Origin of the sequence: Sphingomonas sp., from assembly GCF_048594985.1 — a bacterium.
Taxonomy (GTDB): Bacteria; Pseudomonadota; Alphaproteobacteria; order Sphingomonadales; family Sphingomonadaceae; genus Sphingomonas_I.
Map to the genome: position 1 here is coordinate 1 of NZ_JBMDXG010000201.1, position 22,752 is coordinate 22,752.

Consider the following 22,752-nt stretch of genomic DNA (forward strand, 5'->3'; position numbering starts at 1 on the left):
CGCGCAGGACGCGATCGCGCTCGGGCTGGTCTACACGCCCGGACCCGGCGGCGTGGTCGAGCAGGGCACCGCGCTCGAAGCGATGCTGCCCGCGCTGGAGCAGCTCGGCGAGCGGCTCCGCCCCGCGCCGCTGGGGCTCAAGGCCAATGCGATCGAGCGGGTCGACGGGCGCTGGGTCGGCGCCGCCGATCCGCGCAGCGAGGGCGTCTGGATGAGCGAGGCGGGCGGCACCGCCGCGATCGCGCGCAAGGCCCGCGCGGACGGGACACCGTCCGAATGAGCGCCGATTGCCCCCGCAATCTCGTCTCCGCCTTCTTCGGGCGCGCGGCCGCGAAGGACGACGCGCCCTTCCTGTGGCGCAAGCAGGGTGGCGCGTGGACGCCCCTGTCGTGGGCGGAGGTGGCGGCGCGCGTCGCCGCGCTGGCCGGGGCGCTGCGCGATCTGGGGCTGGCGCCCGGCGACCGCGTGTTGATCGTGTCGGAAAACCGGCCCGAATGGCTGGTCGCGGATCTCGCGATCATGGCGGCGGGCGGGGTGACGGTGCCCGCCTACACCAGCAACACCGCCAACGATCACCTCCACGTCCTGACCGACAGCGGCGCGCGGTTCGCGATCGTCTCGACCGCCGCGCTCGCCGCGACTTTGCTCCCCGCCGTGGCGCGGTCGGGCTGCTGCGAGGCGGTGATCGGGATCGATCCGCTGCCGCGCGAACGGATCGGATCGGCGCGGCTGCTGCAATGGGATGCGCTGCTCGCGCAACGCGCGGACGATGTCGCGGCCTGCGCGCGGGCGGTGGAAAGCTTAGGCCCCGACGATCTCGCCTGCCTGATCTACACGAGCGGCACGGGCGGGGCGCCGCGCGGCGTGCGCCAGCATCATGGCGCGATCCTCCACAATGTCGCGGGCGCGGCGGCGGTGATCGCCGAGGATTTCGGGCTGGGCGACGAGGTGTTCCTGTCGCTGCTGCCATTGAGCCACGCTTATGAACATACGGCGGGTCAGCACCTCCCGATCTCGATCGGCGCGCAGATCTATTATGCCGAAAGCATCGAGAAGCTCGCCGCCAATATGGAGGAGGCGCGCCCGACGATCATGATCGTGGTGCCGCGCCTGTTCGAACTTCTGCGCGCGCGCATCCTGAAGCAGGTCGGGGGACAGGGGCGCGCCGCGCAATGGCTGCTCGACCGCGCGCTCGCGCTGGACGCGAAGGCGAAGCGGGGGCCGCTCGACATGCCCCTCGACCTGCTGCTCGATCGCACGATCCGGCGGCGGGTGCGCGGCCGGTTCGGCGGGCGGGTCAAGGCGCTGGTCTCGGGCGGGGCGCCGCTCAACCCGGAGGTCGGGCGCTTCTTCCGCGCGCTCGGCGTGGCCCTGCTCCAGGGTTATGGCCAGACCGAGGCGGCACCGATCATCTCGGTCAACCGTCCCGCCGCCGGCATCGCCATGGACGGCGTCGGCCCGCCGCTTACCGGATGCGAGGTGCGGATCGCCGAGGATGGCGAGATCCTCGTGCGCGGCGGCAACGTCATGCACGGCTATTGGCGCAACGAGACGGAAAGCGCGCGCGTGCTGCGCGACGGCTGGCTGCACACGGGCGACGTCGGCCATGTCGATCCGGCCGGGCGGATCGTCATCACCGATCGCAAGAAGGACATCATCGTCAACGACAAGGGCGACAATGTCTCGCCCCAGCGAGTGGAGGGGATGCTGACGCTCGAACCCGAAATCGCGCAGGCGATGGTCGCGGGCGACCGGCGGCCCTACCTCGTCGGGCTATTGGTGCCCGATCGCGACTGGGCGGCGGCGCAGGACTCGCCCGATGCGGTCCACGCCGGGCTGGCGGCGGCGGTCGACCGTGTCAATGCGGGCCTGTCGACGACCGAACGGGTCCGCCGCTTCCTGATCGCGGACGAGCCCTTCACGATCGAGAACGAAGCGCTGACGCCGTCGCTCAAGATCCGGCGCCACATCCTGCGCGAACGCTATGGCGCGCGGCTCGACGCGCTCTACGCGCGCTAGCGCCCGGGCTCAGCGCGGCTTGGGGTAGGGCGTGAAGTCGCCGAACGCGCAGGCGCCCGTCGAGATGCCCACCGTCGGCGGCTGCATGAAGACCTGCGCGATGTCGCCCCGGCAGACGCGGCCCGTCGGATGATTGCTGACGATGGTCGTGTTGGGGCGCAGAGCCGGGCAGCCGTCGAGGAAGCGGTTGACGTAATAGGTCCCGCCCACGCGGTAGACGATCGTTGATCCGATCGTCTCGCTGTCGGAGGTGCGGGTGACGGGCAGGCAGCTCACCGGCTGGCCGGGGGTACGCCCCTTGAGCAGCTTGTCGAGCCGCGCCTGGTTCTTCGCGTCGACGCTGGGCCTGGCGGCGTGCGCGGTGCCCGTCATCAGCAGGGCGGCGGACAGGAGGAGGAATGATCGTTTCATGGCCATGAAACGCGCGACATAGCGATCCGTGCCACGGGCTAGCCTGCGAAACCGTCCTTCGCCTGCCGTCGCGCGGCAAGTTCCCCGGCATCGCGGGCGCGCATGAATGGGTTGGTCGCGCGTTCCAGCGCGATCGTGGTCGGAACGGTCGCCTCGCCACGCGCCCGCGCGGCCGCCACATCGTCCGCGCGTCGCGCGAGGTCCGCATTGTCGGGCTCCACCGTGCGCGCGAAGCGGGCGTTGCTCGCGGTATATTCGTGCGCGCAATAGACCTGCGTCTCGGGTGGGAGCGCGGCCAGCCGCTGCAGATTGTCCCACATCTGCGCCGCCGTCCCTTCGAACAGGCGGCCGCAGCCCATTGCGAACAGGGTGTCGCCGACGAACGCCATGCCCGCGTCGGGCAGGTGATAGGCGATATGCCCGGCGGTATGCGCCGGCACCGCCATGACCCGCGCCGCGAACCCGCCGATCGCTGCAGCATCGCCCTCGTCCACCGCGCGGTCGATTCCGGGGATGCGCGCCGCCTCGCCCGCCGGACCGGTAATCGTGCAGCCGGTCGCGGCCTTGATCGCCAGGTTGCCGCCGGTGTGATCGCGGTGCCAGTGCGTGTTCCACACCTGCCCGATCCGCCAGCCGCGTCGCTCCGCCTCCGCCAGCACCGGTGCCGCCTCGGCCGGATCGACCACCACCGTCTCTTCGCTGTCCGCGTCGTGCAGCAGCCAGATATAGTTGTCGGTCAGCGCGGGGATGCGGACGACCTCGATCATCGTCCTACCAGCTTCCGCTGTTGGGCATCGACGCCCACGGCTCCCGCGGGGGCAGGCGCCCGTCCTGCAGCAATTCGATCGAGATGCCGTCGGGGGTGCGGACGAACGCCATGTGCCCGTCGCGTGGCGGGCGGTTGATCGTCACGCCCGCGTCCATCAGCCGCTGGCACGTCGCGTAGATATCGTCCACCCGGTAGGCGATGTGGCCGAAATTGCGCCCGCCGCCATATTCCTCCGGGTCCCAATTGTGCGTCAGTTCGACCTGCGCATCCTCGTCGCCGGGTGCCGCGAGGTAGATCAGGGTAAAGCGCCCCGCCTCGCTCTCCATCCGTTTGACCTCGCGCAGGCCCAGCAGCTCGAAGAAGCGCATCGTCGCGTCGGGATCGCTCACGCGGATCATGGTGTGGAGATATTTCATGGGACGCTTCTAGAGCGCGATCCGGGGGCGGGGAAGCGGAGTCGCGCCTTACTTACCTGCCAGCGCGGCGGCGGCGGCCTTGCCTTCGGGCGACGTGGGGTCGCGCTGCGCGGCGCGGGTCCAGGCCTGGCGCGCCGCCTCGGGCTTGCCCCCGGCCGAGGCGATATTGCCCGCCTCCAGCTGCACGGCGGGCTCGTCGCCGGCCAGCCGCAGCGCCTCGGCAATGTCCTTCTCGGCGCGCGGCAGGTCGTTCTGCCGCCGCGCGAGCGTCGCCGACAGCAGCCAGGGGAAGGGGTCGGTCGGCACGAGGCGCAACCCGTGGTCGAGATCGGTTCGTGCCGCCGCCATGTCGCCCAGCGCGAAATCGGCGCGCGCGCGGTCGATCCGCGCCTCGCCTTCGACCAAAGCCGGCAGTGCGGGGATTGCGAGCGCCTTGTCGAGCAGGGTGACCGCGCGTTTGGCGTCATCGGCGGCGAGCGCGGCATTGCCCGCCTGGCTCCACAAGGCGGCGGCGCGGCCGTCGCGATCCATCTGCGCCTGTTCGGCCGCCTGCTCGAACGCCGCCGCCGCCGGGGTCCAGCGGTCGGCGGCGGCATAAGCGAGGCCGAGGCAATGGCGCGCGGGGATCGATCGGCCCTGTGCGGCCCACGCCTCCGCCTCGGCCACCGCGCGCGCGGGCTCCGATTTGGCAAGCGCCTGGCAGGCGGTGAAGCGCGCCGCGTCCCCGCCCGGCAATTGGGCGAGCGTGAGCGCGAACGCGAAGGTGGCGATCATGCGGTCCTCGTCAATCCCGCCACCGTGTCGCGCAGCAGGGCAAGCTCGCGCGGACCGGACAGGCGATGGTCCCCGCCCTTGACCAGCAGGGTCTGCACGTCGGCTGAACGCAGCGCGCGGCCCAGCCGGAATGCGATCGACGGCGGCACGTCGCGATCCTCCAGCCCGTGCAGCAGCCGCACCGGGCAGTCGATCGCGATCTCGCCGTCCAGCAGCCGGTTGGCCTGCCCGCTTTCCCAGAAGGGCAGGGTGATGACCTCGGGCGTTTCGTAATCGGGCGAGTCGTTCACGATCACGCCGTCGGCCTGCAATGTCGCGCGCTGCCCCTCGTCGAAGCCCCATTCGGTGAAATCGGGCGCGGCGGCCACGCCGACCAGCCCGATTATGCGCTCCGCCCGTTCGAGCGCGACCAGCAGCATCACCCAGCCGCCGAGCGACGATCCGACCAGCAGCAGCGGCCCTTCGGTCAGGCCGTCGATGATGTCGAGCACGTCGTCGCGCCAGTCGTCGAGCGTCGCCTCGCCGAACACGCCCTCGCTCGCCCCGCAGCCGCGATAGTCGAAGCGCAGCATCGCGCGCCCGTTAGCCTCGGCCCAGGCGTCGAGCATCGTCGCCTTGCCGCCGGTCATGTCCGATCCGTAGCCCGGCAGGAAGACGATCGTCGGCCCCGTGCCCGGCCGATGGTCGTAGGCGAGCGCGGGAAGGCCGGGGCGGATCAGCATGTCGGGCATGAACCCGGTGTGGGCGCGCCGCCCGCGCGGTTCAAGCCCGCCGCGTCCGCCCCGTGCCGACGGCGTGCGCGGCGGCGACGGTCAGCCCCAGCAGCAGCGCGCCGACCCCCTGATGCGCCACCGCGATCGGCAGCGCCACGCCCGTGAGCAGGGTCGCGATGCCCAGCGCGATCTGGACCGCGACCAGAACGGCCAGCGCGGTCGCACGCCCGGCACCCCCGGCGCGTGCCGCGCGCAGGCCGAGCAGGATGACGAGCACCGCCGCGATCCATGCCCACCAGCGGTGGACGAACTGGACCACGACCGGGTTCGACGTGAGGTTGAAGGCGAGGTCGCGGCCCTGCATCCACGCCCCCTTCGGCAGCCAGGCGTCGCCCATCTTCGGCCAGCTCGCAAAGGCATATCCCGCGCGCAGCCCGGCGGTGAACGCGCCCAGCGCGAGCTGGACCGCGATCGCGAGGATCGCCGCGAAGGGCAGCAGGCGCAGCCGCGCGCGCCGCCCGGTCAGCAGGTCGAGCGCGGTCCAGATCAGCACGCCGTAGATCAGCATCGCCGCCATCAGGTGCACCGCCAGCCGGATATGGCTCACCTCGGTCCGGTGGGTAAGGCCCGAAGCCACCATCCACCAGCCGATCGCCCCCTGCAGCCCGCCGAGCGCGAGGATCAGCAGGGTCCGCCAGCCATAGCCCTTCGGAATCCAGCGCCGCCACCAGAAGACCGCGAGCACGCCCGCCAGCACGAGCCCGATCAGCCGCGCGAGCAGGCGGTGGATATATTCCCAGAAATAGATCTGCTTGAACCCGGCGAGTGTCATGCCGGTGTTGAAGGCGCGATATTGCGGGATCGCCTTGTACCCGTCGAATTCCTCGCGCCATTGCGCGTCGGTCAGCGGCGGGATGATTCCGCGCACCGGCTTCCATTCGGTGATCGACAGCCCGCTTTCGGTCAGGCGGGTGATCCCGCCCACCACCACGATCGCCAGCACCATCGCGGCGACCACCAGCAGCCACGCGCCATAAGCGCGCGGGCGGGGCGTGGCGGGGCGGAAGCGCGGCATTGCGGGGCTATGCGCCCCCCGGCGGGGGCGCGCAACCGCGCCGCCCGCTTGTGGCGCCCGCGCGGACCCCCTATTTCGTGGGCATGACGGGGCGGCATCACCATAGACTGGAGCAGGGCGCGGACCTGGCGGAGGCCGCGCGCGCGGCGCTCGAAGGGGCGGGCGAGCAGTGGACGCCGATGCGCGCCAGCGTGTTCGGGGTCCTGTCCGCGTTCGATCGGCCCGCCACCGCTTACGATGTCGCGGATTCGCTGTCGCAGTCCGAGGGGCGGCGCATCGCGCCCAACAGCATCTATCGCATCCTCGATCTGTTCGTGGCGCGCAATCTCGCCCAGCGGATCGAGACCGCCAACGCCTATGTCGCCAACGCGCATCCCGCCTGCCGCCACGATTGCATGTTCCTGGTGTGCGAAAAATGCGGCCAGACCACGCATATCGACGACGACGTGCTGACCACGCGCGTGCGCGACACCGCGATCGCGGCCGGCTTCCAGCCCGTCCGCCCGGTGATCGAGGTCAAGGGCCGCTGCCGCGCCTGCGCCGGCGCCTGACACCGGACGCGAGGACAGGCTCCGCACCGGTTCGGCACGGCTGAACCGAACATGCTTGGCGTATTTTGGCGGAGCGCTTAGACCGGGCGGCTACGGAGAAGCCCTGTCTGATGCCTGAACCTACCGCGACGCCGCTCCTCGATCAGGTGATCACGCCGGCCGACCTGCGCCGTCTGGCGCCCGAACAGCTTCGCCAGCTGGCCGACGAACTGCGGCAGGAAACGATCGCGGCGGTCGCTTGCACGGGCGGCCACCTCGGCGCCGGGCTGGGCGTGGTCGAGCTGACCGCCGCGCTCCATTACGTGTTCGACACGCCCGACGACGTGCTGATCTGGGACGTGGGGCACCAGGCCTATCCGCACAAGATCCTGACCGGGCGGCGCGACCGCATCCGTACGCTGCGCCAGGGGGGCGGCCTGTCGGGCTTCACCCGGCGCAGCGAGAGCGAATATGATCCGTTCGGCGCGGCGCACAGCTCGACCTCGATCTCCGCCGCGCTGGGCTTCGCGGTCGCCAACAAGCTGGCGGGCCGGCCGGGCAAGGCGATCGCGGTGATCGGCGACGGCGCGATGTCGGCGGGTATGGCGTATGAGGCGATGAACAATGCCGAGGCCGCCGGCAACCGGCTGGTCGTCATCCTCAACGACAACGACATGTCGATCGCGCCGCCGGTCGGCGGGCTGTCGGCCTATCTGTCGCGGATCGTGTCGAGCCGCGAATTCCTGGGCCTGCGCGAAATCCTGAAAAGGTTCGCACGCCGCCTGCCGCGCCCGATGTGGCAGGCCGCGCGCAAGACCGACGAATTCGCGCGCGGCATGACGATGGGCGGCACCCTGTTCGAGGAATTGGGCTTCTATTACGTCGGCCCGATCGACGGCCACAATCTCGATCACCTCATCCCCGTGCTCGAAAATGTGCGCGATGCGGAGGAGGGGCCGATCCTCGTCCATGTCGTGACGAAGAAGGGCAAGGGCTACGCGCCCGCCGAGGCGGCGGCCGACAAATATCACGGCGTGCAGAAGTTCGACGTCGTCACCGGCGCGCAGGCCAAGGCGCCGCCGGGGCCGCCCGCCTACCAGAACGTGTTCGGCGATGCGCTGGCGCGCGAGGGCGCGCGCGATCCCGCGATCTGCGCGATCACCGCCGCGATGCCCTCGGGCACGGGCGTCGACCGCTTCGCCGCCGCCTTTCCCGAGCGCAGCTTCGACGTGGGTATCGCCGAACAGCATGCGGTGACCTTCGCCGCCGGCCTTGCCGCGCAGGGGATGAAGCCGTTCTGCGCGATCTATTCGACCTTCCTCCAGCGCGCTTATGATCAGGTCGTCCACGACGTGGCGATCCAGAACCTGCCCGTGCGCTTCGCGATCGATCGGGCGGGACTGGTCGGCGCGGACGGCGCGACGCACGCGGGCAGCTTCGACCTCGCTTACCTCTGCACGCTGCCCAACATGGTGGTGATGGCGGCGGCGGACGAGGCCGAGCTGGTCCACATGACGCACACGATGGCGCTGCACGATACGGGGCCGAGCGCGGTGCGCTATCCGCGCGGCTCGGGCACGGGCGTCGCGCTGCCCGAAACACCGCAGCGGCTGGAGATCGGCAAGGGCCGGATCGTGCGCGAGGGCAAGACGGTCGCGATCCTCTCGCTCGGCACCCGGCTGGAGGACGCGCTGAAGGCGGCGGAGAGGCTGGAGGCGCAGGGCCTGTCGACGACGGTCGCCGACCTGCGCTTCGCCAAGCCGCTCGACGTCGCCCTGATCCGCCGCCTGCTCACCACCCACGAGGTCGCGATCACGGTCGAGGAGGGCGCGGTCGGCGGCTTCGGCGCGCATGTCCTGACGCTCGCTTCGGACGAGGGGCTGATCGACGCGGGGCTGAAGCTGCGCACGCTGCGCCTGCCCGACCATTTCCAGGATCACGACAAGCCCGAGAAGCAATATGCCGAGGCGGGGCTGGATGCCGAGGCGATGGTCCAGGCGGTCTTGTCCGCGCTGCGCCACAATTCGGTCGGGGTGGGCGTCGCGGGGTGAGGCGGCTGGTATGGATGGCGCTGCCGCTCCTGCTCGGCGCGAGCGGGGGTGCGCCGATCGAAATCGCGGTCACCGACATCCGCTCGGACAAGGGGCTGGTCCGCGTGAGCGTCTGCCCGCAGGCGAATTTCATGAAGGACTGCCCCTGGACCGGCAGCGCGCCGGCCAAGAAGGGCGCGGTCGCGGTGACCGTGCGCGGCGTTCCGCCCGGCCGCTACGCGGTGCAGGTGTTCCATGACGAGGATGGCGACGGCAAGCTCGGCACCAATTTCATCGGCATCCCGCGCGAGGGGATCGGCTTTTCCAACGACGCCATGCCGCGCCTGATGCGCCCGCGCTTCGATCGCGCGGCATTCGATCACGGCGGCGATGCGCAGCGCGTGCCGGTGAAGGTCCGCTACTTTCTCGGCTGATCGGGCAAAGCGAGGCGGGGGCCGAGCGCATGGGCGGCGGCGCGCAGCCCGCGAAAGCCGATCAGGAACTGGCGCATCGTCTGCACGACATCCGCCATCTGCGCCGGGTCGATCGCCAGTGAGCGGCGCATCGCGGCGCGGTCGAATGCGCCGTCCGGCCGCATCGACACGGTGATCGCGGGCGGCAGCAGATGGCCGACCTCGTCCGACACGATCCGCGCGATCGCAAAGGGCAGGCCGTGCGCGGCGGCGACGCGCGCGGCGACGTGACTCTCCATGTCGACCGCCAGCGCCTCATGCGCGCCGCCCAGCCGATATTTCTCCGCCACCGTGTCGATCATCCGTCCATCGGCGAAGAAGGCGCCGATCCGCGCGCCCGGGAGCGTCCGGGCCAGCGCGTCGCGCCAGGCCGCGTCGCAGGGCAGGCCGACCGCGCCCGTCAGCCGATCGCCGACGATCCAGTCGCCGATCCGCAGCCCCTCAGCGAGACCGCCGCACAGCCCGAAGCTGAGAATGCCCGCCGCGCCCGCGCGGGCCGCGCTCTCCAGCGCCGCCTCCAGCGCGCTCGCCCGGCCGCCACCGGCGATCGCCACCACCTCCGGGCTGGCGATCGTCCGCGTCTCGCGGGTGAAGCCGGTCGCCACCAGGACCGGCGGGCGCGCGCTCACGGGCGCAGGCAGGCGATCAGCGCGCGCACCACCGCCTTGGTCTCGTCCACGTCGCGCACGCGCACCGTGTCGAGTCCGAGCGTCTTGGCGGGATAATCGTTGCCGCCGGGGAAGATCGCGTCGCCCAGGAACAGGATCGCGTCGAGCGGCACGTCGACCGTCTCGCTCAGTTTCTTGAGCCCGTAGGCCTTGTCGACGCCCTCGCGCGTGATGTCGATCGAGGTCGACCCGCCGATATTGACCGACAGGCCGGGCAGCATCGGCTGGAGGATCGCCTGGATCGCCTTGCGCTTGGCATGGTCCGGATCCCATCTGTCCTTCGCGTCGAGCGGCGCCTGCTGGCCGAGCGCGGAGAAGGTGATCTGCGACCCGCGATCCTCGATCTGCGGCCCCCACGTCTTCTCGTCGGCATGGCCGGCCTGCTTGACCGCCTCATGCAGCGCGTTCTTGATCCGGTCGCTTTCGCCCGCGTCGAACAGGTCGGCATAGATCTGCGTCCAGCCGCCGTCCCCGAAGCGGTACAGCTTGGTGCCGGTGGTCGGCTGGATCACGAAATTCTCAAGCCGCGCCTCGGCCGGCATGCGCGCCACCACCTGCGTCTCGAATTGCGGCCAATCCCCGCCCGAGATGATGTCGATCAGAGCGACCTGCGTCAGCTGCGCGAGCAGCCCCGCCATCTCGTCGTCCAGCGGCTGCTTCGACAAAGCGAGCGTGCCGTCGAGGTCGAACGCGATCAGGCGCTTCATCGTCCCGCCTCCACCATCGGCAGCAGGATCGTGTCGATCGCATGCGCCACCCCGTCCGCGTCGTTGGCGGTCGTGACATAGGTCGCCTGCGCCTTCACCGCGTCGGGCGCCTGCCCCATCGCGATCGAGATGCCGGCCCGCGCGAACATCGGCAGATCGTTATACTGGTCGCCCAGCACCGCGACATCGGCCAGATCGACCCCGATCCGGCCCGCCAGCGCGGCGATGCCGTGCCCCTTGTTGGCGTCCCGGTGCGTGAGGTCGAGATAATAAGGCTGCGACATGGCGATCGTCGCCTGATCGCCGATCGCGGCGCGCATCGCGTCCTGCAGCCGTTCGAGCAAAGCCTGATCCTCGCTGACCCAGGTCAGCTTGTCGGCCGCGCCGAACAGCTTTTCCATTGCCGGCTCGATCACCGGATCCTGCCCGGCCGACAGGATCTCGCGCGGGACGTGGCTGTTCTCCGGATCGCGCAAGTACCAGCGCCCATTCGCGAACAGCCACGGCTCGGCGGCGTCGCCCGCAATCTCGAAGCTGCGCGCGACCACCTCCTCCGGCAGGCGGAGGGCTTCGATCGCCTCGCCGCCGGGCGCCAGCAATGTGCCGCCGTTGAACGCCGCATAGGCGTCCGCCGGGCACAAAGCCTCGATCAGGTGCGCGATCCCCGATGGCGGTCGCGCGCTGATCAGCGTGAAGCCCACGCCGGCCGCCGTCAGCCGGCGCACCGCCGCGACCGTGGCCGGGGTCAGGCGCTTGTCATGGTCGACCAGCGTTCCGTCGACATCGCTGATGACGAGGCGGAGCGTCATACGCCGATCGCGTTCCACGCGCGCCCGTCGCGGGCGATCAGCTCGTCGGCGCCGTCCGGCCCGGACGATCCGCGCTTATAGGGTTCGGGCTTGCCCTTCCCCTTGCTCCACGCGTCGAGCACGGGCTGCACCGCCGCCCAGCCCGCTTCGATCTGGTCGGCGCGCTGGAACAGGGTCTGGTCGCCGGTCAGCAGGTCGTAGAGCAGCGTTTCGTAGCCGGTCCGCCCGCCGATCCTGAAATGGTCGGCATAATGGAAATCGAGGTCGATCGGCACCGCCTTCACCTTGGGGCCGGGCTGCTTGACCATGAAGCGCATCGCGATCCCCTCGTCGGGCTGGAGCTGGAGGATGAGCTGGCTGGGCGGCAGATCGGCCATCGCGGTGTCGCGGAACAGCGTGATCGGCACCGGCTTGAAGGTAACGACGATCTCCGTATCGCGCGCCTTCAGCGCCTTGCCCGTGCGCAGATAGAAGGGCACGCCCGACCAGCGCCACGTATCGACGTGCAGGCGCAGCGCGGCATAGGTTTCGATCCTGCTGTCCGACGCCACGTCGGCGCTCTTGCGATAGCCCGCATATTGGCCGCGCACCGCGTCGGTCTTGGCCTCGGCCGGGGTCAGTGCGCGGATCGCCTCCAGCACCTTGGCCTTTTCGGTGCGGACCGCGTCGGCCGACAGATCGATCGGCGGCTCCATGCACACCATCGCGAGCAGCTGGAACAGATGGTTCGGCACCATGTCGCGCAGCGCGCCGGTCGCGTCATAGAAGGCGCCGCGCGTGCCGATGTCGATCGCCTCGGCCGCCGTGATCTGGACGTGATCGATGTAGCGGTTGTTCCACACCGCCTCCATCCACGGATTGGCGAAGCGCGCGACCAGGATGTTCTGGACCGTTTCTTTTCCCAGGAAATGATCGATCCGGTAGACCTGATGCTCGTCGACCTTGGCGAGGATTTGCGCGTTGAGCGCGCGCGCCGAGGCGAGGTCGTGGCCGAACGGCTTCTCGATCGCCACGCGGCGGAAGGCGCCGTCGCGTTCGGTCATCAGCCCGGCATCGGCGAGACGCTCGACGATCGGGCCGAAGAATTGCGCGGGCGTGGCGAGGTAGAAGGCGACGTTGCCGGCATCGGCCAGCCGCGTCTTCAGCGCCTCGAACAGGTCCGGCCCGGTGAAATCGCCCTGAAGGTAGGTGACGCGCGACCGCAGCGATGGCCAGCAGGCGCCGTCGGGCGCGAATTCGTCGAGCGTCTTGCGCAGATCCTCGTCGCTGCCCTCGCGCGAGCCGATGCCGACGATGTCGAGCGCGTCGCCGATCAGCCCGTCGCCGCACAGATTGGCAAGAGCGGGCATCAGCAGCCGCCGCGTGAGGTCACCCGTGCCGCCGAAGATGACGAAGGTGGCGGGCGGCGCGGATTTGGGCGCCGCCCGGCTCATTGCGGGATCTCGACGTGGCCGCCGAAGCCGAACCGCATCGCCGACAGCACCTGATCGGCGAAGGTGTGCTCGACCCGGCTGCGGTAACGCGCGAACAAAGCGGTGGTCAGCACGTTCGCCGGCACCGCTTCCTCCATCGCCGCTTCGACCGTCCACTGGCCCTCGCCCGAATCGGCGACATTGCCCGAGAAGTTGGACAGGGTCGGATTGTTGGCCAGCGCGATCGCGGTCAGATCGAGCAGCCAGGACGAGATGACCGATCCGCGCCGCCACACCTCGGCCACGTCGGCGAGGTTGATGTCGTAGCGCTGGTCCTCGGGCAGCTTGTCCGATGACTTGCTCTTCAGGATGTCGAACCCTTCGGCGAAGGCCTGCATCAGGCCATATTCGATGCCGTTGTGGATCATCTTCACGAAGTGGCCGGCCCCCGCGGGCCCGGCATGGATATAGCCCTTCTCCGCCCGCGAATCGAAATTCTCGCGCTTCGGCGTGCGCTCGATCGTGCCGATGCCGGGGGCGAGCGCGTCGAAGATCGGATCGCGGTCGCGGACCACCTGATCGGGCCCGCCGATCATCATGCAGTAACCGCGATCGAGGCCCCACACCCCGCCCGACGTCCCGACATCGACATAGTGGATACCCTTCTCGTCGAGTTCCTTCGCGCGGCGGATGTCGTCCTTGTAGAAGGTGTTGCCGCCGTCGATCACCACGTCGCCCGCATCGGCCAGCGCGGCGATGTCGGTGATCGTGCTTTCGGTCGGCCCGCCCGCCGGCAGCATCACCCAGAACACGGCCGGAGTCGCGAGCTTCGCCTTGACGTCCTCCAGCCCGGTCGCGGCGATCGCGCCCTCCTTCGCCAGACCGTCGACGGCTTCGGCATTGCGGTCATAGACCACCAGTTCGTGCCCCGCCCGCATCAGCCGGCGGGCGATGTTGGCGCCCATCCGGCCGAGGCCGATCATCGCGATCCGCATGAAGATTTACTCCGTTAGTTGAGGGCTTCGATCACCAGCGCTTCGAGCGCGGCGAGGTCGCCGGTCTTGAGGTGAACGCGCAGCGTGCGCTGGCCGCGTTCGGCCAGTACGTCGAGGTCGCCGCGCGCCTGCGCCACCTGCACCACGCCGAAGCTCGCCTTGCGGCCGGGCACGGGCAGGTCGGGATCGGCCTCGCGCGTGATTTCCAGGAACACGCCGCTCTTCGGCCCGCCCTTGTACGCCTGCCCGGTCGAATGGAGGAAGCGCGGGCCGAAGCCGGCGACGGTGGCGACGGCGCGCGCCTTCACCACCGCATCGCGCATCCGCGCCACCGACGCCTCATGCGCGTCGTTGCGCTCGTGATAGACGAGGAAGCCGACATAATCGCCGGGGCTGGCGCTTGCGAAATGCGTCCGCAGGATCGTCAGCGCGTCGGCGGGCGCGAGGCCGTGGTCGCCGGGCGCGAAGAAGGCGATGCCGCTTTCCTCGTGGAACGGCGTCTCGGGCGCGAGGCTGCCCGACGCTTCATAGGCGTCGACCAGTTCGCGCGTCTTGATCTTGGCGTCCTCGACATCGGGCTGGTCGAACGGGTCGATCCCGATCACCGCGCCCGCGATCGCGGTCGCCACTTCCCAGCGGAAGAATTCCTGCCCGATCAGCGCGCGGTCGGCGAGCGTGATCGTGACCACGGGCTGCCCCGCCGCCGCCAGCTTGTCCGCCAGCCCGTCGAGATCATTCTCGCCGGCCAGCGTCAGCAGCGCGAACACGCGGTCCGCGCCATAATCCTCGACCGGGGCGAGCGGTTCGAGGTCGACGGGGACGATGCCCTTGCCGTGCTTGCCGGTCGATTCGGCGATCAACTGCTCCAGCCACGCGCCCACCGGCTCCAGCGCCGGCGTGGCGAAGATGGTCAGCTTGTCGCGCCCGGCGATCGCCGCCTCGCCCAGGATCGCGCCGAGCTCGACGCCCGGATTGACCGCGGGCGGCGCATCGCCGCCGCATGCCTGCACCATCGGCGCGGCCTTGGCGAAGAAGTCGCCGACATCGATGCCCATCATCGCCGCCGGGACCATGCCGAACACCGACAGCACCGAATAGCGCCCGCCGATCTCCGGATCGCCGAGGAAGATGGCGTGATAGCCATGCTCCTTCGCCAGCTTTTCGAGCTTCGATCCCGGATCGGTCACCGCGACGAAGCGGCTGCCGTCCTGCCCCGCCAGATCCCAGAAATAGGCGCGCAGCAGTTCGGGCTCCATCGTCGATCCCGACTTGGACGCGACCAGGAACAGCGCCTCCTGCGGATCGATCGCCGCCGCGACGGTCGCGATTTGGCCGGGATCGGTCGAATCGAGCGCGTGGACGGTCGGGAAGCCCGCGCCCGCGCCGATCACCTCGGCCAGCACTTCCGGCCCGAGGCTCGATCCGCCCATGCCGAGCAGGACGACGTCCTTGTGGCCCTTGGCCTTCTCCGCCAGCGCCTGCAGCGCGTCGAGATCGACCTGCTCGCCCTTGCCGGCCGCCAGCCAGCCGAGCCACTTGGCCTCCTCGCCGCCGGTCCACAGGCTCGCATCCTTGGCCCACAGCCGCCGCGACCAAGCTTCGGCGCGCGCCTGCTCCAGCCGCGCCTTGACCTTCGCCTCCAGCCCCTCGGGAAGCTGCTTGGCGAAGCCGGCAAGCTTGTCGCCCGCCAGCAGCGCGCGCTTCGACGCCACCGCGCCGAGCAGCGCGTCGGCGGCGTCGGCGAACAGCTTCACGCCGTCCCTGACGAGATCCCGCGTGACGCCCGCCAGGTCGAGGCCCAGCCGTTCGGCCTCGGCCAGGACGTGCTTGGCCGCGTCGATATCGGCGTCGAGCGTGCGCGCCAGCGTGCCATGGTCGCGGAACGCGTCCATCGTCTTGGGCGGCAGCGTGTTGACCGTCTCCGGACCGATCAGGCTGTCGACATAGAGCGTGTCGGGATAGGCCGGATCCTTGACCCCGGTCGACGCCCACAGCAGCCGCTGCGGGTTCGCGCCCTTCGCCGCCAGCGCGGCCCACCGGTCCGACTTCACGAAGTCGAGATACCATTGATAGGCGATCTTGGCGTTGGCGATCGCGACCTTGCCGCGCACCGCCTTCAGCGCCTCGCTCTCGGCGTCGCCGTCCTTCACGCGCGTGTCGATCTTCTTGTCGATCACCGCGTCGATGCGGCTGACGAAGAAGCTGGCGACGCTGGAGATGCGGTCGATGGGCAGGCCCTTGGCGACGCGCGCCTCGAGTCCTTCGACATAGGCCATCGCCACCGCGATGTAGCTGTCGAGGCTGAACAGCAACGTGACGTTGATGCTGAGCCCCTCGGCGATCAGCGCGCGGATCGCGGGGACGCCCGCCTCGGTCCCCGGCACCTTGATCATCAGGTTTTCCCGGTCGACCATCGCGTGCAGGCGCAGCGCCTCCTCGACCGTGGCGCTGGTCTCTTCCGCCAGATAGGGCGACACTTCGAAGCTGACATAGCCGTCGAGCCCGCCGGTGCGGTCGTAGACCGGCTTCAGCGTATCGGCCGCATCGCGAATGTCGCTGACCGCCAGCGCTTCGTACGTGTCGGTGATGGTCGCGCCGGCATTCGCCTGGACGAAGCTCTGGAACTCGGCGTCATAGGCATCGCCCTGGCCCATCGCCTTTTCGAAGATGGCGGGGTTGGAGGTGACGCCGGTCACGCCATCCTCCTCGACCAGCTTCTTCAGGCCGCCTTCGGCCTGGAAGGAGCGATCGACGAAATCGAGCCACGGCGCCTGGCCGCTGTCACGGAGCTGTTCGAGAAGACTGGCCATCTGTTACTTCCCCACCAGTTCGTTGGCGATCTTCACCACATTGTCGACGGTGAAGCCGAACTTGTCCTGCAGCTTGGCGAGCGGCGCCGATGCGCCGAAGGTCGACATCGTGACCGTGCGCCCCTTCGATCCGACATAGCGGTCCCAGCCGATCTCGCCGCCCATCTCGACCGCCACGCGCGCTTCGACGCCGGGGATGAGCACGCTGTCCTTGTACGCCTGGTCCTGCCGCTCGAAGAGATACCAGCTCGGCATCGATACGACCCGCGCGCGCACGCCTTGCGCGGTCAGCCTCTCATAGGCCTGGACGACCAGCGACACTTCGGATCCGGTGCCGATCAGGATCACCTCCGGATCGTCCGCGCTCGCCAGGACATAGGCGCCCTTGAGCAGCCCTTCGGCCGAGGCATATTTTTCGCGGTCGAGCGTCGGCAGCGCCTGGCGCGAGAAGATCAAAGCGGTCGGCGCGTCGCCCTTCTTCAGCGCCGCGCGCCACGCCCAGGCGGTCTCGTTGGCGTCGCACGGGCGGATCGTGTCGAGGCCGGGGATCGCGCGCAGGCTGGCGATATGCTCGATCGGCTGGTGCGTCGGGCCATCCTCGCCGACGCCGATCGAATCGTGCGTGAACACGAACGCGACGCCCAATTCCATCACCGCCGCCAGGCGGACCGGCGGGCGCATGTAATCGGAAAAGACCAGGAAGGTCGCGGTGTAGGGGCGCAGGTGCGACAGCGCCATGCCGTTGGCGATCGCCCCCATGCCATGCTCGCGCACGCCGAAATGGAGGTTGCGCGCGTCGTAGCTGCCCGCCTGGAACGATCCGCCATTGTCGATCAGCGTCTTGGTCGACGGCGCCAGATCGGCCGATCCGCCGATCAGCCACGGCACGTTGGCCGCGATCGCGTTCAGCACCTTGCCGCCCGCATCGCGCGAGGCCATGCCCTTCTCGTCGGCGGGGAAGGTCGGCACGTCGGCGTCCCAGCCCTCGGGCAGCGTGTCGGACAGCAGCGCGTCCAGCTCCTTGCCAAGTTCGGGCTGCGCCGTCTTGTAGCGCTGGAGCGTGGCTTCCCATTCCTCGCGCAGCGGGCGGCCGCGATCGGCGATCGCCTTGTTGAACCGCTCGGCCACGCCGTCGGGGACCAGGAACTGCGCGTCGGCCGGCCAGCCGTAGCGCTCCTTGGTGCCGCGAATGTCGTCGGCGGTCATCGCCTCGCCATGCGCCTTGGCGGTGCCGGCGATCGAGCTGCCCCATCCGATGACGCTGCGCACGACGATGAAGGTCGGCCGGTCGTCGGTCGCCTTGAAGATTTCGATCGCCCGCGCGACGGCGGCGGTGTCGTTGGCATCGTCGACATGGACGACGTTCCAGCCATAGGCTTCGAAGCGCTTGCCGACATCCTCGTCGAACGCGAGGTCGGTGCCGCCCTCGATCGAGACGTGGTTGGAATCGTAGATCCAGCACAGGTTGGACAGCTTCAGGTGGCCGGCCAGGCTCGCCGCCTCGCTCGCCACGCCCTCCATCATGCAGCCGTCGCCGCCGAGGCAGTAGACGTCATGGTCGAACAGCGTGAAACCGTCGCGATTGTAGCGCGCCGCCAGCCAGCGTTCGGCGATCGCCATGCCGACCGAATTGCCGCAGCCCTGCCCGAGCGGGCCGGTGGTGGTCTCGACCCCCGAGGTGTGGCGATATTCGGGGTGGCCCGGCGTCTTGGAGGACAGCTGGCGGAAGTTCTTGATGTCGTCCAGGCTGACGGCCGGCTGGCCGCTCGGCTTCCCGTCGCGGTCGATCTCCTTGATCCCCGCAAGGTGGATCAGCGAATAGAGCAGCATCGACGCATGGCCGACCGACAGGACGAAGCGGTCGCGGTTGGGCCAGTCGGGCCGATCGGGATCGGTGCGCAGGAATTGCGACCACAAGGTGTGGCCCACCGGCGCCATGCCCATCGGCGTTCCGATATGGCCCGAATGCGCCTTGGCCACGGCGTCCATCGAAAGGGTGCGGATCGTGTCGATAGCAAGCCGGTCGGGCGACCCGTCCTCGTGGAAGGTGGAGGGGGCAGGCTGAGTCGACATGATGGTCCTTCCGTGGCTGTCGGCGCGGGATGCAAGGCCGATAGACCCGTTACGAACGTCCACGCAACGGCTGCCGCGTGCTTAGGCTCCTTTCATTACGCGCAGGCTTCGACTTTGGTTACGCCTTGGGCGCCGCCGGCGCGCCCGGCCGTTCGATGCGCGAGACGATTCCATCGCGCGCGACATAGGCGGCGTCGACCTCGTCGACGAACAGGCCGTGCCCGACCACGCCCGGGATGCACGACAGCGCACGCGCCAGCGCGAGAGGATCGGCGATCGCGCCGAACCGCGTGTCGAGGATCGGATTGTTCTGATCGGTGCGCCATTCCGCGCCGTCGCGCAGGCGCAGCACGGGCGTCCCGCCGAGCGCCGTCAGCCGGTGCGCGACGAACGCGCGGGCGAAGGGCAAAACCTCGACCGGCACGGGGAAGTTCTCCCCCAGCGACGCGACCTGCTTCGATCCATCGGCGATCACCACCATCCGCCGCGCGGCGGCGGCGACGATCTTCTCGCGCGTCATGGCCGCGCCCGCGCCCTTGATCGCGATGCACGCGCCGTCGATCTCGTCCGCGCCGTCGATGCACAGGTCGATCGCGGCGACTTCGTCGAACGGGCGGACGGTCAGGCCGCCGGCGATCGCCTGCCGCTCGCTCGCCAGGCTGGTCGCGACCGCCTCGATCCGCAGGCCTTCGCCGGCGCGGCGCGCCAGTTCGTCGATCAGGAAGGCGGCGGTCGATCCGGTGCCCAGCCCGACGAGCATCCCGTCCTCGACCTCGGCGGCGGCGGCGAGCGCGGCGAGGCGCTTGTCTTCATCCTGGCTCATGGGCGGCGCTTGCCGGCCGCTTCGGGCCAATTCAATCAAAAGTTCATTTGCGCAAAGGGGCCGCGGCCGTCAGCGTCGCCGCCTGAACAGGAGGGCCGCGATCCAGCCGAGCAGCAGCGACAGCCCGATCGCCGTCGCGCCGTACAGCGCGGGGCGGCGCGCCGCCGCGACCGTCACCAGCCGCTCGAACCCGGTCTTGTCGATCACGATCTCGCGCGTGGCCGCCGCGATCACCGTCCCGTTGCGGACGAGGTAGGTTTCGGCGGTGAACAGCCCGGTCGGCACGCGCGGCGGCACCGGCACCTCGGCCCGGTACAGTACGCCCTCGCGGATCGAGACCGCGTCGGGATGCTCGCTATAAAGATGCGCGTTGCGCTTCAGCGTCAGGAATCCTTCGCGAAAGCGCTGCCGCTCGGCCAGGTTATCGCCCCCCTCCTGCCGCAGCGGCAGGTTGGCGACGCCCAGCCCGAACCGCCACGCGACCGGGAAGGGCACCAGATCGTCGACCGGCCGGTCGCTCGCCACCGCATAGAAAGCGGGCGCGTCGCGGAAGATGGCGGTGGCGTGGTTCACCCACATGCCGCCGACCTTCGCCTTCTCGCGCAGCACCACGCTTTCGGGCGGCCCCTTGACCACCACGATCACCTCGGTGTCCGCGCGCGGCTTCTGGCGCGGGGGATAGAGGATCGCGCCGAACAGCAGGAGCTTCGCGCCGGTGAAGCTGTAGGCGATCTCGATCTGCGTGTCGGACACGTCGGTGACGAGGCGGGGCTGCGCCGCGCCGAGCAGGAGGGGCGCGAGCAGCGCCACCGCGACCGCCCTCATAAGGGCTGCACCGTGTAGATCGCCTCCGGCCGCCAGGTCAGCCCGGCCCCCATGCGGATCGCGACGAGCAGCACGATCACCGCCAGGATCATGCGCGCAATCTCGGGCTGCACCTTCTGCACCAGCCGCGATCCGATCTGCGCGCCGATCGCCGATCCGACCAGCAGCAGCGCCGCGAGCACCAGGTCGACCGCATGCGTCGTCAAAGCATGGACCATCGTCGTCGCGGCGGTGACGAACAGCCCCTGGAACAGCGAGGTGCCCACCACCACGCGCGCCGACACGCCGAACAGGTAGATCATCACCGGCACGAGGATGAAGCCGCCGCTGACCCCCATCAGCATGGTCAGCAGGCCCGACACGATGCCGAGCAGCAGGGGCGCGAGTGGCGAGATGTAGAGCCCCGCGCCGTAGAAGCGCCAGCGGAACGGCAGGGCCGCGATCCAGCGCGGGCGACGGCCGAGCGGGGCCGCGCGCGTCGCGCCGCTGCGCTTGGCGAAGAAGGCCCGGACCGATTCGTTCAGCATCGTGATGCCGATCCAGCCGAGCAGCCCGACATAGAGCAGCGCCACCACCGTATCGATCTGGCCGCTTTCCTGCAGCAGGCGGAAGACGGGGCCGCCCGCCACCGCGCCGATCGCGCCCCCCACGACCAGCACCGTACCCATCTTGAAGTCGACGCCTTTGCGGCGGCTGTGCGCGATCACGCCCGACACGCTCGATCCCGTGATCTGCGTGGCCGACGACGCGACCGCCACCGCCGGGGGGACGCCGTAGAAGATCAGGAGCGGGGTGGTGAGGAAGCCGCCGCCGACCCCGAACATGCCCGACAGCACGCCGACGCCGCCGCCCAGCAGCACGATCACCAGCACGTTGACCGGCAGGCCGGCAATGGGAAGGTAGAGGTGCATGCGACATGCATTAGAGCCGAGCGCGGGCGGCGCGACAACCCCGGCCTCCACCGCATCGCGATGACGAGGTATTCTGATACCACTTCAAAATGCGGCCGTTTTGCTTGACTTTTCGGCCGTGCCGACGCATTTGCCCGCCATCGGCGCCGTCCCGTGCAGGGGCGGCGCGATTGTTTTCGGGCCGGCCGCTCATGGCTGCCCTCCAGATCAAGGGTCAAGTCCATGCGGACGCTGTCAAAGCAGACCAAGTCGGCCACGCCGTCGACGGTCGAAAAGAAGTGGCATCTGATCGATGCCGAGGGTCTGGTCGTCGGCCGCGTCGCCTCGATCATCGCCAACATCCTGCGCGGCAAGCACAAGCCGAGCTTCACGCCGCACATCGACTGCGGCGACAATGTCGTCGTGATCAACGCGGACAAGGTCCGCTTCACCGGCAAGAAGCTGGGCCAGAAGGTCTATTACAAGCACACCGGCTATCCGGGCGGCATCAAGGGCATCACCGCGGGCAAGGTGCTCGACGGGCGTTTCCCGGAGCGCGTGCTGGAAAAGGCCGTGGAGCGCATGATCCCGCGCGGTCCGCTCGGCCGCCAGCAGATGCGCAACCTGCGCATCTTCAACGGCACGGAGCCTGACCATGCCGCGCAGAATCCCGAGATTCTCGACGTCGCGTCGATGAACCGCAAGAACAAGGTGGGCGCATAATGTCCGACACCCGTCAGTCCCTCGCCGATCTGGCGAACCTCACCAGCCAGCCGGCGCCCGCCGCTGCCCCCGCGCAGACGGCCGCCCCGGTTGCCGACTCGGCCGATGCCGACGCCCCCGCCGCGCCGGAAGCACCCGTCCAGCCGTCGACCCCGCTGCGCGAGCAGCAGATCGACAAGCAGGGCCGCGCCTACGCCACCGGTCGCCGTAAGGACGCCGTCGCGCGCGTCTGGCTGAAGCCGGGCTCGGGCAAGATCACGATCAATGGCCGTGATCAGGAAATCTATTTCGCGCGTCCGACGCTGCGTCTCGTCATCAACCAGCCGTTCGGTGTCGCCGAGCGCGAGGGCCAGTATGACGTGATCGCGACCGTCGCGGGCGGCGGGCTTTCGGGCCAGGCCGGCGCGGTCAAGCACGGCATCGCCCAGGCGCTGACCCGGTACGAGCCGATCCTGCGCTCGCCGGTCAAGCAGGCCGGCTTCCTGACCCGCGACAGCCGCGCGGTCGAGCGTAAGAAGTACGGCAAGGCGAAGGCCCGCCGCAGCTTCCAGTTCTCGAAGCGCTAAGCGCCTCGCCAGAACGGCCTTACGAAGGGCGGGCCCCGGGTGCCGGGGGCGCCCGTTTTGGTTTGGCTCCCAAGTCAAAAGCTGACTTTGCTTTTTTGCTGCACGATTTATACCACTTGAAGCCCGATGGGATTATGACCATCGTTCTGCCGCACGGGGTATTATTTCGGGGAGGCGAGGAAGGGACCATTCGTAAAAACTTGATTGAGCAAAACCACATCGATGCCATCATTGGCTTGCC

General features: G+C 69.5%; 23 protein-coding genes and 1 pseudogene. 8 read left to right on the forward strand and 16 right to left on the reverse strand.

Annotation, left to right across the window (positions count from 1 at the left end; genetic code table 11):
* Positions 1–280 (forward strand): annotated as a pseudogene (locus ACOJSF_RS07735) (gamma-glutamyltransferase); the annotation flags it as partial.
* Positions 277–2,019: an AMP-dependent synthetase/ligase gene (locus ACOJSF_RS07740; RefSeq protein ID WP_420141637.1), complete on the forward strand. Its 1,743-nt coding sequence runs from the start codon at positions 277–279 to the stop codon at positions 2,017–2,019. The pseudogene ACOJSF_RS07735 and the gene ACOJSF_RS07740, both read left to right, overlap by 4 nt.
* A 9-nt stretch (positions 2,020–2,028) precedes the next feature.
* Here the strand turns inward: ACOJSF_RS07740 and ACOJSF_RS07745 are convergent, their stop codons facing one another.
* The 6 genes from ACOJSF_RS07745 to ACOJSF_RS07770 are packed head-to-tail and all read right to left on the reverse strand — an operon-like array spanning position 2,029 to position 6,177.
* A complete protein-coding gene (locus ACOJSF_RS07745; RefSeq protein WP_420141638.1) occupies positions 2,029–2,436 on the reverse strand; it encodes a hypothetical protein in 408 nt (135 codons plus the stop codon).
* Positions 2,437–2,468: 32 nt separating this feature from the next.
* Positions 2,469–3,197: a hydroxyacylglutathione hydrolase gene (gene gloB, locus ACOJSF_RS07750; protein ID WP_420141639.1), complete on the reverse strand. Its 729-nt coding sequence runs from the start codon at positions 3,195–3,197 to the stop codon at positions 2,469–2,471.
* Positions 3,198–3,201: 4 nt separating this feature from the next.
* A complete protein-coding gene (locus tag ACOJSF_RS07755; protein ID WP_420141640.1) occupies positions 3,202–3,615 on the reverse strand; it encodes a VOC family protein in 414 nt (137 codons plus the stop codon).
* A gap of 48 nt (positions 3,616–3,663) precedes the next feature.
* Positions 3,664–4,389, reverse strand: a complete 726-nt coding sequence (locus tag ACOJSF_RS07760; RefSeq protein WP_420141641.1) for a hypothetical protein — start codon at positions 4,387–4,389, stop codon at positions 3,664–3,666.
* A complete protein-coding gene (locus ACOJSF_RS07765) occupies positions 4,386–5,120 on the reverse strand; it encodes an alpha/beta fold hydrolase (protein WP_420141642.1) in 735 nt (244 codons plus the stop codon). Before ACOJSF_RS07765 ends, ACOJSF_RS07760 begins: the two co-directional genes overlap by 4 nt.
* Before the next feature lie 31 nt (positions 5,121–5,151).
* Positions 5,152–6,177, reverse strand: a complete 1,026-nt coding sequence (locus ACOJSF_RS07770) for a COX15/CtaA family protein (RefSeq protein WP_420141643.1) — start codon at positions 6,175–6,177, stop codon at positions 5,152–5,154.
* An 83-nt stretch (positions 6,178–6,260) separates the two neighbouring features.
* On the opposite strand from ACOJSF_RS07770, the gene ACOJSF_RS07775 reads away from it, so the two are divergent.
* The 3 genes from ACOJSF_RS07775 to ACOJSF_RS07785 all read left to right on the forward strand — a co-directional run bounded on the left by ACOJSF_RS07775 (position 6,261) and on the right by ACOJSF_RS07785 (position 9,171).
* Positions 6,261–6,728: a Fur family transcriptional regulator gene (locus ACOJSF_RS07775; protein ID WP_420141644.1), complete on the forward strand. Its 468-nt coding sequence runs from the start codon at positions 6,261–6,263 to the stop codon at positions 6,726–6,728.
* A 110-nt stretch (positions 6,729–6,838) separates the two neighbouring features.
* Positions 6,839–8,758 carry a 1-deoxy-D-xylulose-5-phosphate synthase gene (dxs, locus tag ACOJSF_RS07780; RefSeq protein WP_420141645.1) on the forward strand — a complete coding sequence of 640 codons (1,920 nt, stop codon included), beginning with the start codon at positions 6,839–6,841 and terminating at the stop codon, positions 8,756–8,758.
* A gap of 14 nt (positions 8,759–8,772) precedes the next feature.
* Positions 8,773–9,171, forward strand: coding sequence for a DUF2141 domain-containing protein (locus ACOJSF_RS07785; RefSeq protein WP_420141646.1), 399 nt, complete (start codon positions 8,773–8,775; stop codon positions 9,169–9,171).
* Here ACOJSF_RS07785 and ACOJSF_RS07790 read toward each other — a convergent pair.
* The 10 genes from ACOJSF_RS07790 to ACOJSF_RS07835 form a co-directional block, all read right to left on the reverse strand.
* Positions 9,156–9,839 carry a phosphorylase gene (locus ACOJSF_RS07790; RefSeq protein WP_420141647.1) on the reverse strand — a complete coding sequence of 228 codons (684 nt, stop codon included), beginning with the start codon at positions 9,837–9,839 and terminating at the stop codon, positions 9,156–9,158. The two genes, ACOJSF_RS07785 and ACOJSF_RS07790, sit on opposite strands and share 16 nt — an antisense overlap.
* Entirely contained in the window at positions 9,836–10,585 is a 750-nt protein-coding gene (locus ACOJSF_RS07795) for an HAD-IIB family hydrolase (RefSeq protein WP_420141648.1), read from the reverse strand. The genes ACOJSF_RS07790 and ACOJSF_RS07795 overlap by 4 nt, the downstream gene beginning before the upstream one ends.
* The gene (locus tag ACOJSF_RS07800; protein WP_420141649.1) at positions 10,582–11,394 is read right to left on the reverse strand and encodes a Cof-type HAD-IIB family hydrolase; all 813 of its coding nucleotides are present in this window, start codon (positions 11,392–11,394) and stop codon (positions 10,582–10,584) included. The genes ACOJSF_RS07795 and ACOJSF_RS07800 overlap by 4 nt, the downstream gene beginning before the upstream one ends.
* A complete protein-coding gene (gene zwf / locus ACOJSF_RS07805) occupies positions 11,391–12,827 on the reverse strand; it encodes a glucose-6-phosphate dehydrogenase (protein WP_420141650.1) in 1,437 nt (478 codons plus the stop codon). The genes ACOJSF_RS07800 and zwf overlap by 4 nt, the downstream gene beginning before the upstream one ends.
* Entirely contained in the window at positions 12,824–13,801 is a 978-nt protein-coding gene (gene gnd / locus ACOJSF_RS07810; RefSeq protein WP_420141651.1) for a phosphogluconate dehydrogenase (NAD(+)-dependent, decarboxylating), read from the reverse strand. The genes zwf and gnd overlap by 4 nt, the downstream gene beginning before the upstream one ends.
* A 14-nt stretch (positions 13,802–13,815) precedes the next feature.
* Positions 13,816–16,611, reverse strand: coding sequence for a bifunctional transaldolase/phosoglucose isomerase (locus ACOJSF_RS07815; protein ID WP_420141652.1), 2,796 nt, complete (start codon positions 16,609–16,611; stop codon positions 13,816–13,818).
* A gap of 3 nt (positions 16,612–16,614) precedes the next feature.
* Positions 16,615–18,684 carry a transketolase gene (tkt, locus tag ACOJSF_RS07820; RefSeq protein ID WP_420141653.1) on the reverse strand — a complete coding sequence of 690 codons (2,070 nt, stop codon included), beginning with the start codon at positions 18,682–18,684 and terminating at the stop codon, positions 16,615–16,617.
* A gap of 118 nt (positions 18,685–18,802) precedes the next feature.
* Positions 18,803–19,507 carry a ribose-5-phosphate isomerase RpiA gene (gene rpiA, locus ACOJSF_RS07825; protein ID WP_420141654.1) on the reverse strand — a complete coding sequence of 235 codons (705 nt, stop codon included), beginning with the start codon at positions 19,505–19,507 and terminating at the stop codon, positions 18,803–18,805.
* A gap of 69 nt (positions 19,508–19,576) precedes the next feature.
* The gene (locus tag ACOJSF_RS07830) at positions 19,577–20,332 is read right to left on the reverse strand and encodes a TIGR02186 family protein (protein ID WP_420141655.1); all 756 of its coding nucleotides are present in this window, start codon (positions 20,330–20,332) and stop codon (positions 19,577–19,579) included.
* Positions 20,329–21,243, reverse strand: coding sequence for a sulfite exporter TauE/SafE family protein (locus ACOJSF_RS07835; RefSeq protein WP_420141656.1), 915 nt, complete (start codon positions 21,241–21,243; stop codon positions 20,329–20,331). The genes ACOJSF_RS07830 and ACOJSF_RS07835 overlap by 4 nt, the downstream gene beginning before the upstream one ends.
* Before the next feature lie 222 nt (positions 21,244–21,465).
* On the opposite strand from ACOJSF_RS07835, the gene rplM reads away from it, so the two are divergent.
* The 3 genes from rplM to ACOJSF_RS07850 all read left to right on the forward strand — a co-directional run.
* Positions 21,466–21,945, forward strand: coding sequence for a 50S ribosomal protein L13 (gene rplM / locus ACOJSF_RS07840; protein WP_420141657.1), 480 nt, complete (start codon positions 21,466–21,468; stop codon positions 21,943–21,945).
* Complete coding sequence (rpsI, locus tag ACOJSF_RS07845) at positions 21,945–22,511, forward strand: 30S ribosomal protein S9 (RefSeq protein WP_420141658.1); 567 nt, start codon at positions 21,945–21,947, stop codon at positions 22,509–22,511. Before rplM ends, rpsI begins: the two co-directional genes overlap by 1 nt.
* Positions 22,512–22,573: 62 nt before the next feature.
* Positions 22,574–22,752 (forward strand): N-6 DNA methylase (locus ACOJSF_RS07850; protein WP_420141659.1); only part of this gene is annotated, 179 nt, incomplete at its 3' end.

Coding starts and splice junctions, on each gene's coding strand:
- ACOJSF_RS07740 (WP_420141637.1), top strand. CDS start 277: ATGAGCGCCGATTGCCCCCGCAATCTCGTCTCCGCCTTCTTCGGGCGC.
- ACOJSF_RS07745 (WP_420141638.1), bottom strand. CDS start 2,436: ATGGCCATGAAACGATCATTCCTCCTCCTGTCCGCCGCCCTGCTGATG.
- gloB (WP_420141639.1), bottom strand. CDS start 3,197: ATGATCGAGGTCGTCCGCATCCCCGCGCTGACCGACAACTATATCTGG.
- ACOJSF_RS07755 (WP_420141640.1), bottom strand. CDS start 3,615: ATGAAATATCTCCACACCATGATCCGCGTGAGCGATCCCGACGCGACG.
- ACOJSF_RS07760 (WP_420141641.1), bottom strand. CDS start 4,389: ATGATCGCCACCTTCGCGTTCGCGCTCACGCTCGCCCAATTGCCGGGC.
- ACOJSF_RS07765 (WP_420141642.1), bottom strand. CDS start 5,120: ATGCCCGACATGCTGATCCGCCCCGGCCTTCCCGCGCTCGCCTACGAC.
- ACOJSF_RS07770 (WP_420141643.1), bottom strand. CDS start 6,177: ATGCCGCGCTTCCGCCCCGCCACGCCCCGCCCGCGCGCTTATGGCGCG.
- ACOJSF_RS07775 (WP_420141644.1), top strand. CDS start 6,261: ATGACGGGGCGGCATCACCATAGACTGGAGCAGGGCGCGGACCTGGCG.
- dxs (WP_420141645.1), top strand. CDS start 6,839: ATGCCTGAACCTACCGCGACGCCGCTCCTCGATCAGGTGATCACGCCG.
- ACOJSF_RS07785 (WP_420141646.1), top strand. CDS start 8,773: ATGGCGCTGCCGCTCCTGCTCGGCGCGAGCGGGGGTGCGCCGATCGAA.
- ACOJSF_RS07795 (WP_420141648.1), bottom strand. CDS start 10,585: ATGAAGCGCCTGATCGCGTTCGACCTCGACGGCACGCTCGCTTTGTCG.
- ACOJSF_RS07800 (WP_420141649.1), bottom strand. CDS start 11,394: ATGACGCTCCGCCTCGTCATCAGCGATGTCGACGGAACGCTGGTCGAC.
- zwf (WP_420141650.1), bottom strand. CDS start 12,827: ATGAGCCGGGCGGCGCCCAAATCCGCGCCGCCCGCCACCTTCGTCATC.
- gnd (WP_420141651.1), bottom strand. CDS start 13,801: ATGCGGATCGCGATGATCGGCCTCGGCCGGATGGGCGCCAACATCGCC.
- ACOJSF_RS07815 (WP_420141652.1), bottom strand. CDS start 16,611: ATGGCCAGTCTTCTCGAACAGCTCCGTGACAGCGGCCAGGCGCCGTGG.
- tkt (WP_420141653.1), bottom strand. CDS start 18,684: ATGTCGACTCAGCCTGCCCCCTCCACCTTCCACGAGGACGGGTCGCCC.
- rpiA (WP_420141654.1), bottom strand. CDS start 19,507: ATGAGCCAGGATGAAGACAAGCGCCTCGCCGCGCTCGCCGCCGCCGCC.
- ACOJSF_RS07830 (WP_420141655.1), bottom strand. CDS start 20,332: ATGAGGGCGGTCGCGGTGGCGCTGCTCGCGCCCCTCCTGCTCGGCGCG.
- ACOJSF_RS07835 (WP_420141656.1), bottom strand. CDS start 21,243: ATGCACCTCTACCTTCCCATTGCCGGCCTGCCGGTCAACGTGCTGGTG.
- rplM (WP_420141657.1), top strand. CDS start 21,466: ATGCGGACGCTGTCAAAGCAGACCAAGTCGGCCACGCCGTCGACGGTC.
- rpsI (WP_420141658.1), top strand. CDS start 21,945: ATGTCCGACACCCGTCAGTCCCTCGCCGATCTGGCGAACCTCACCAGC.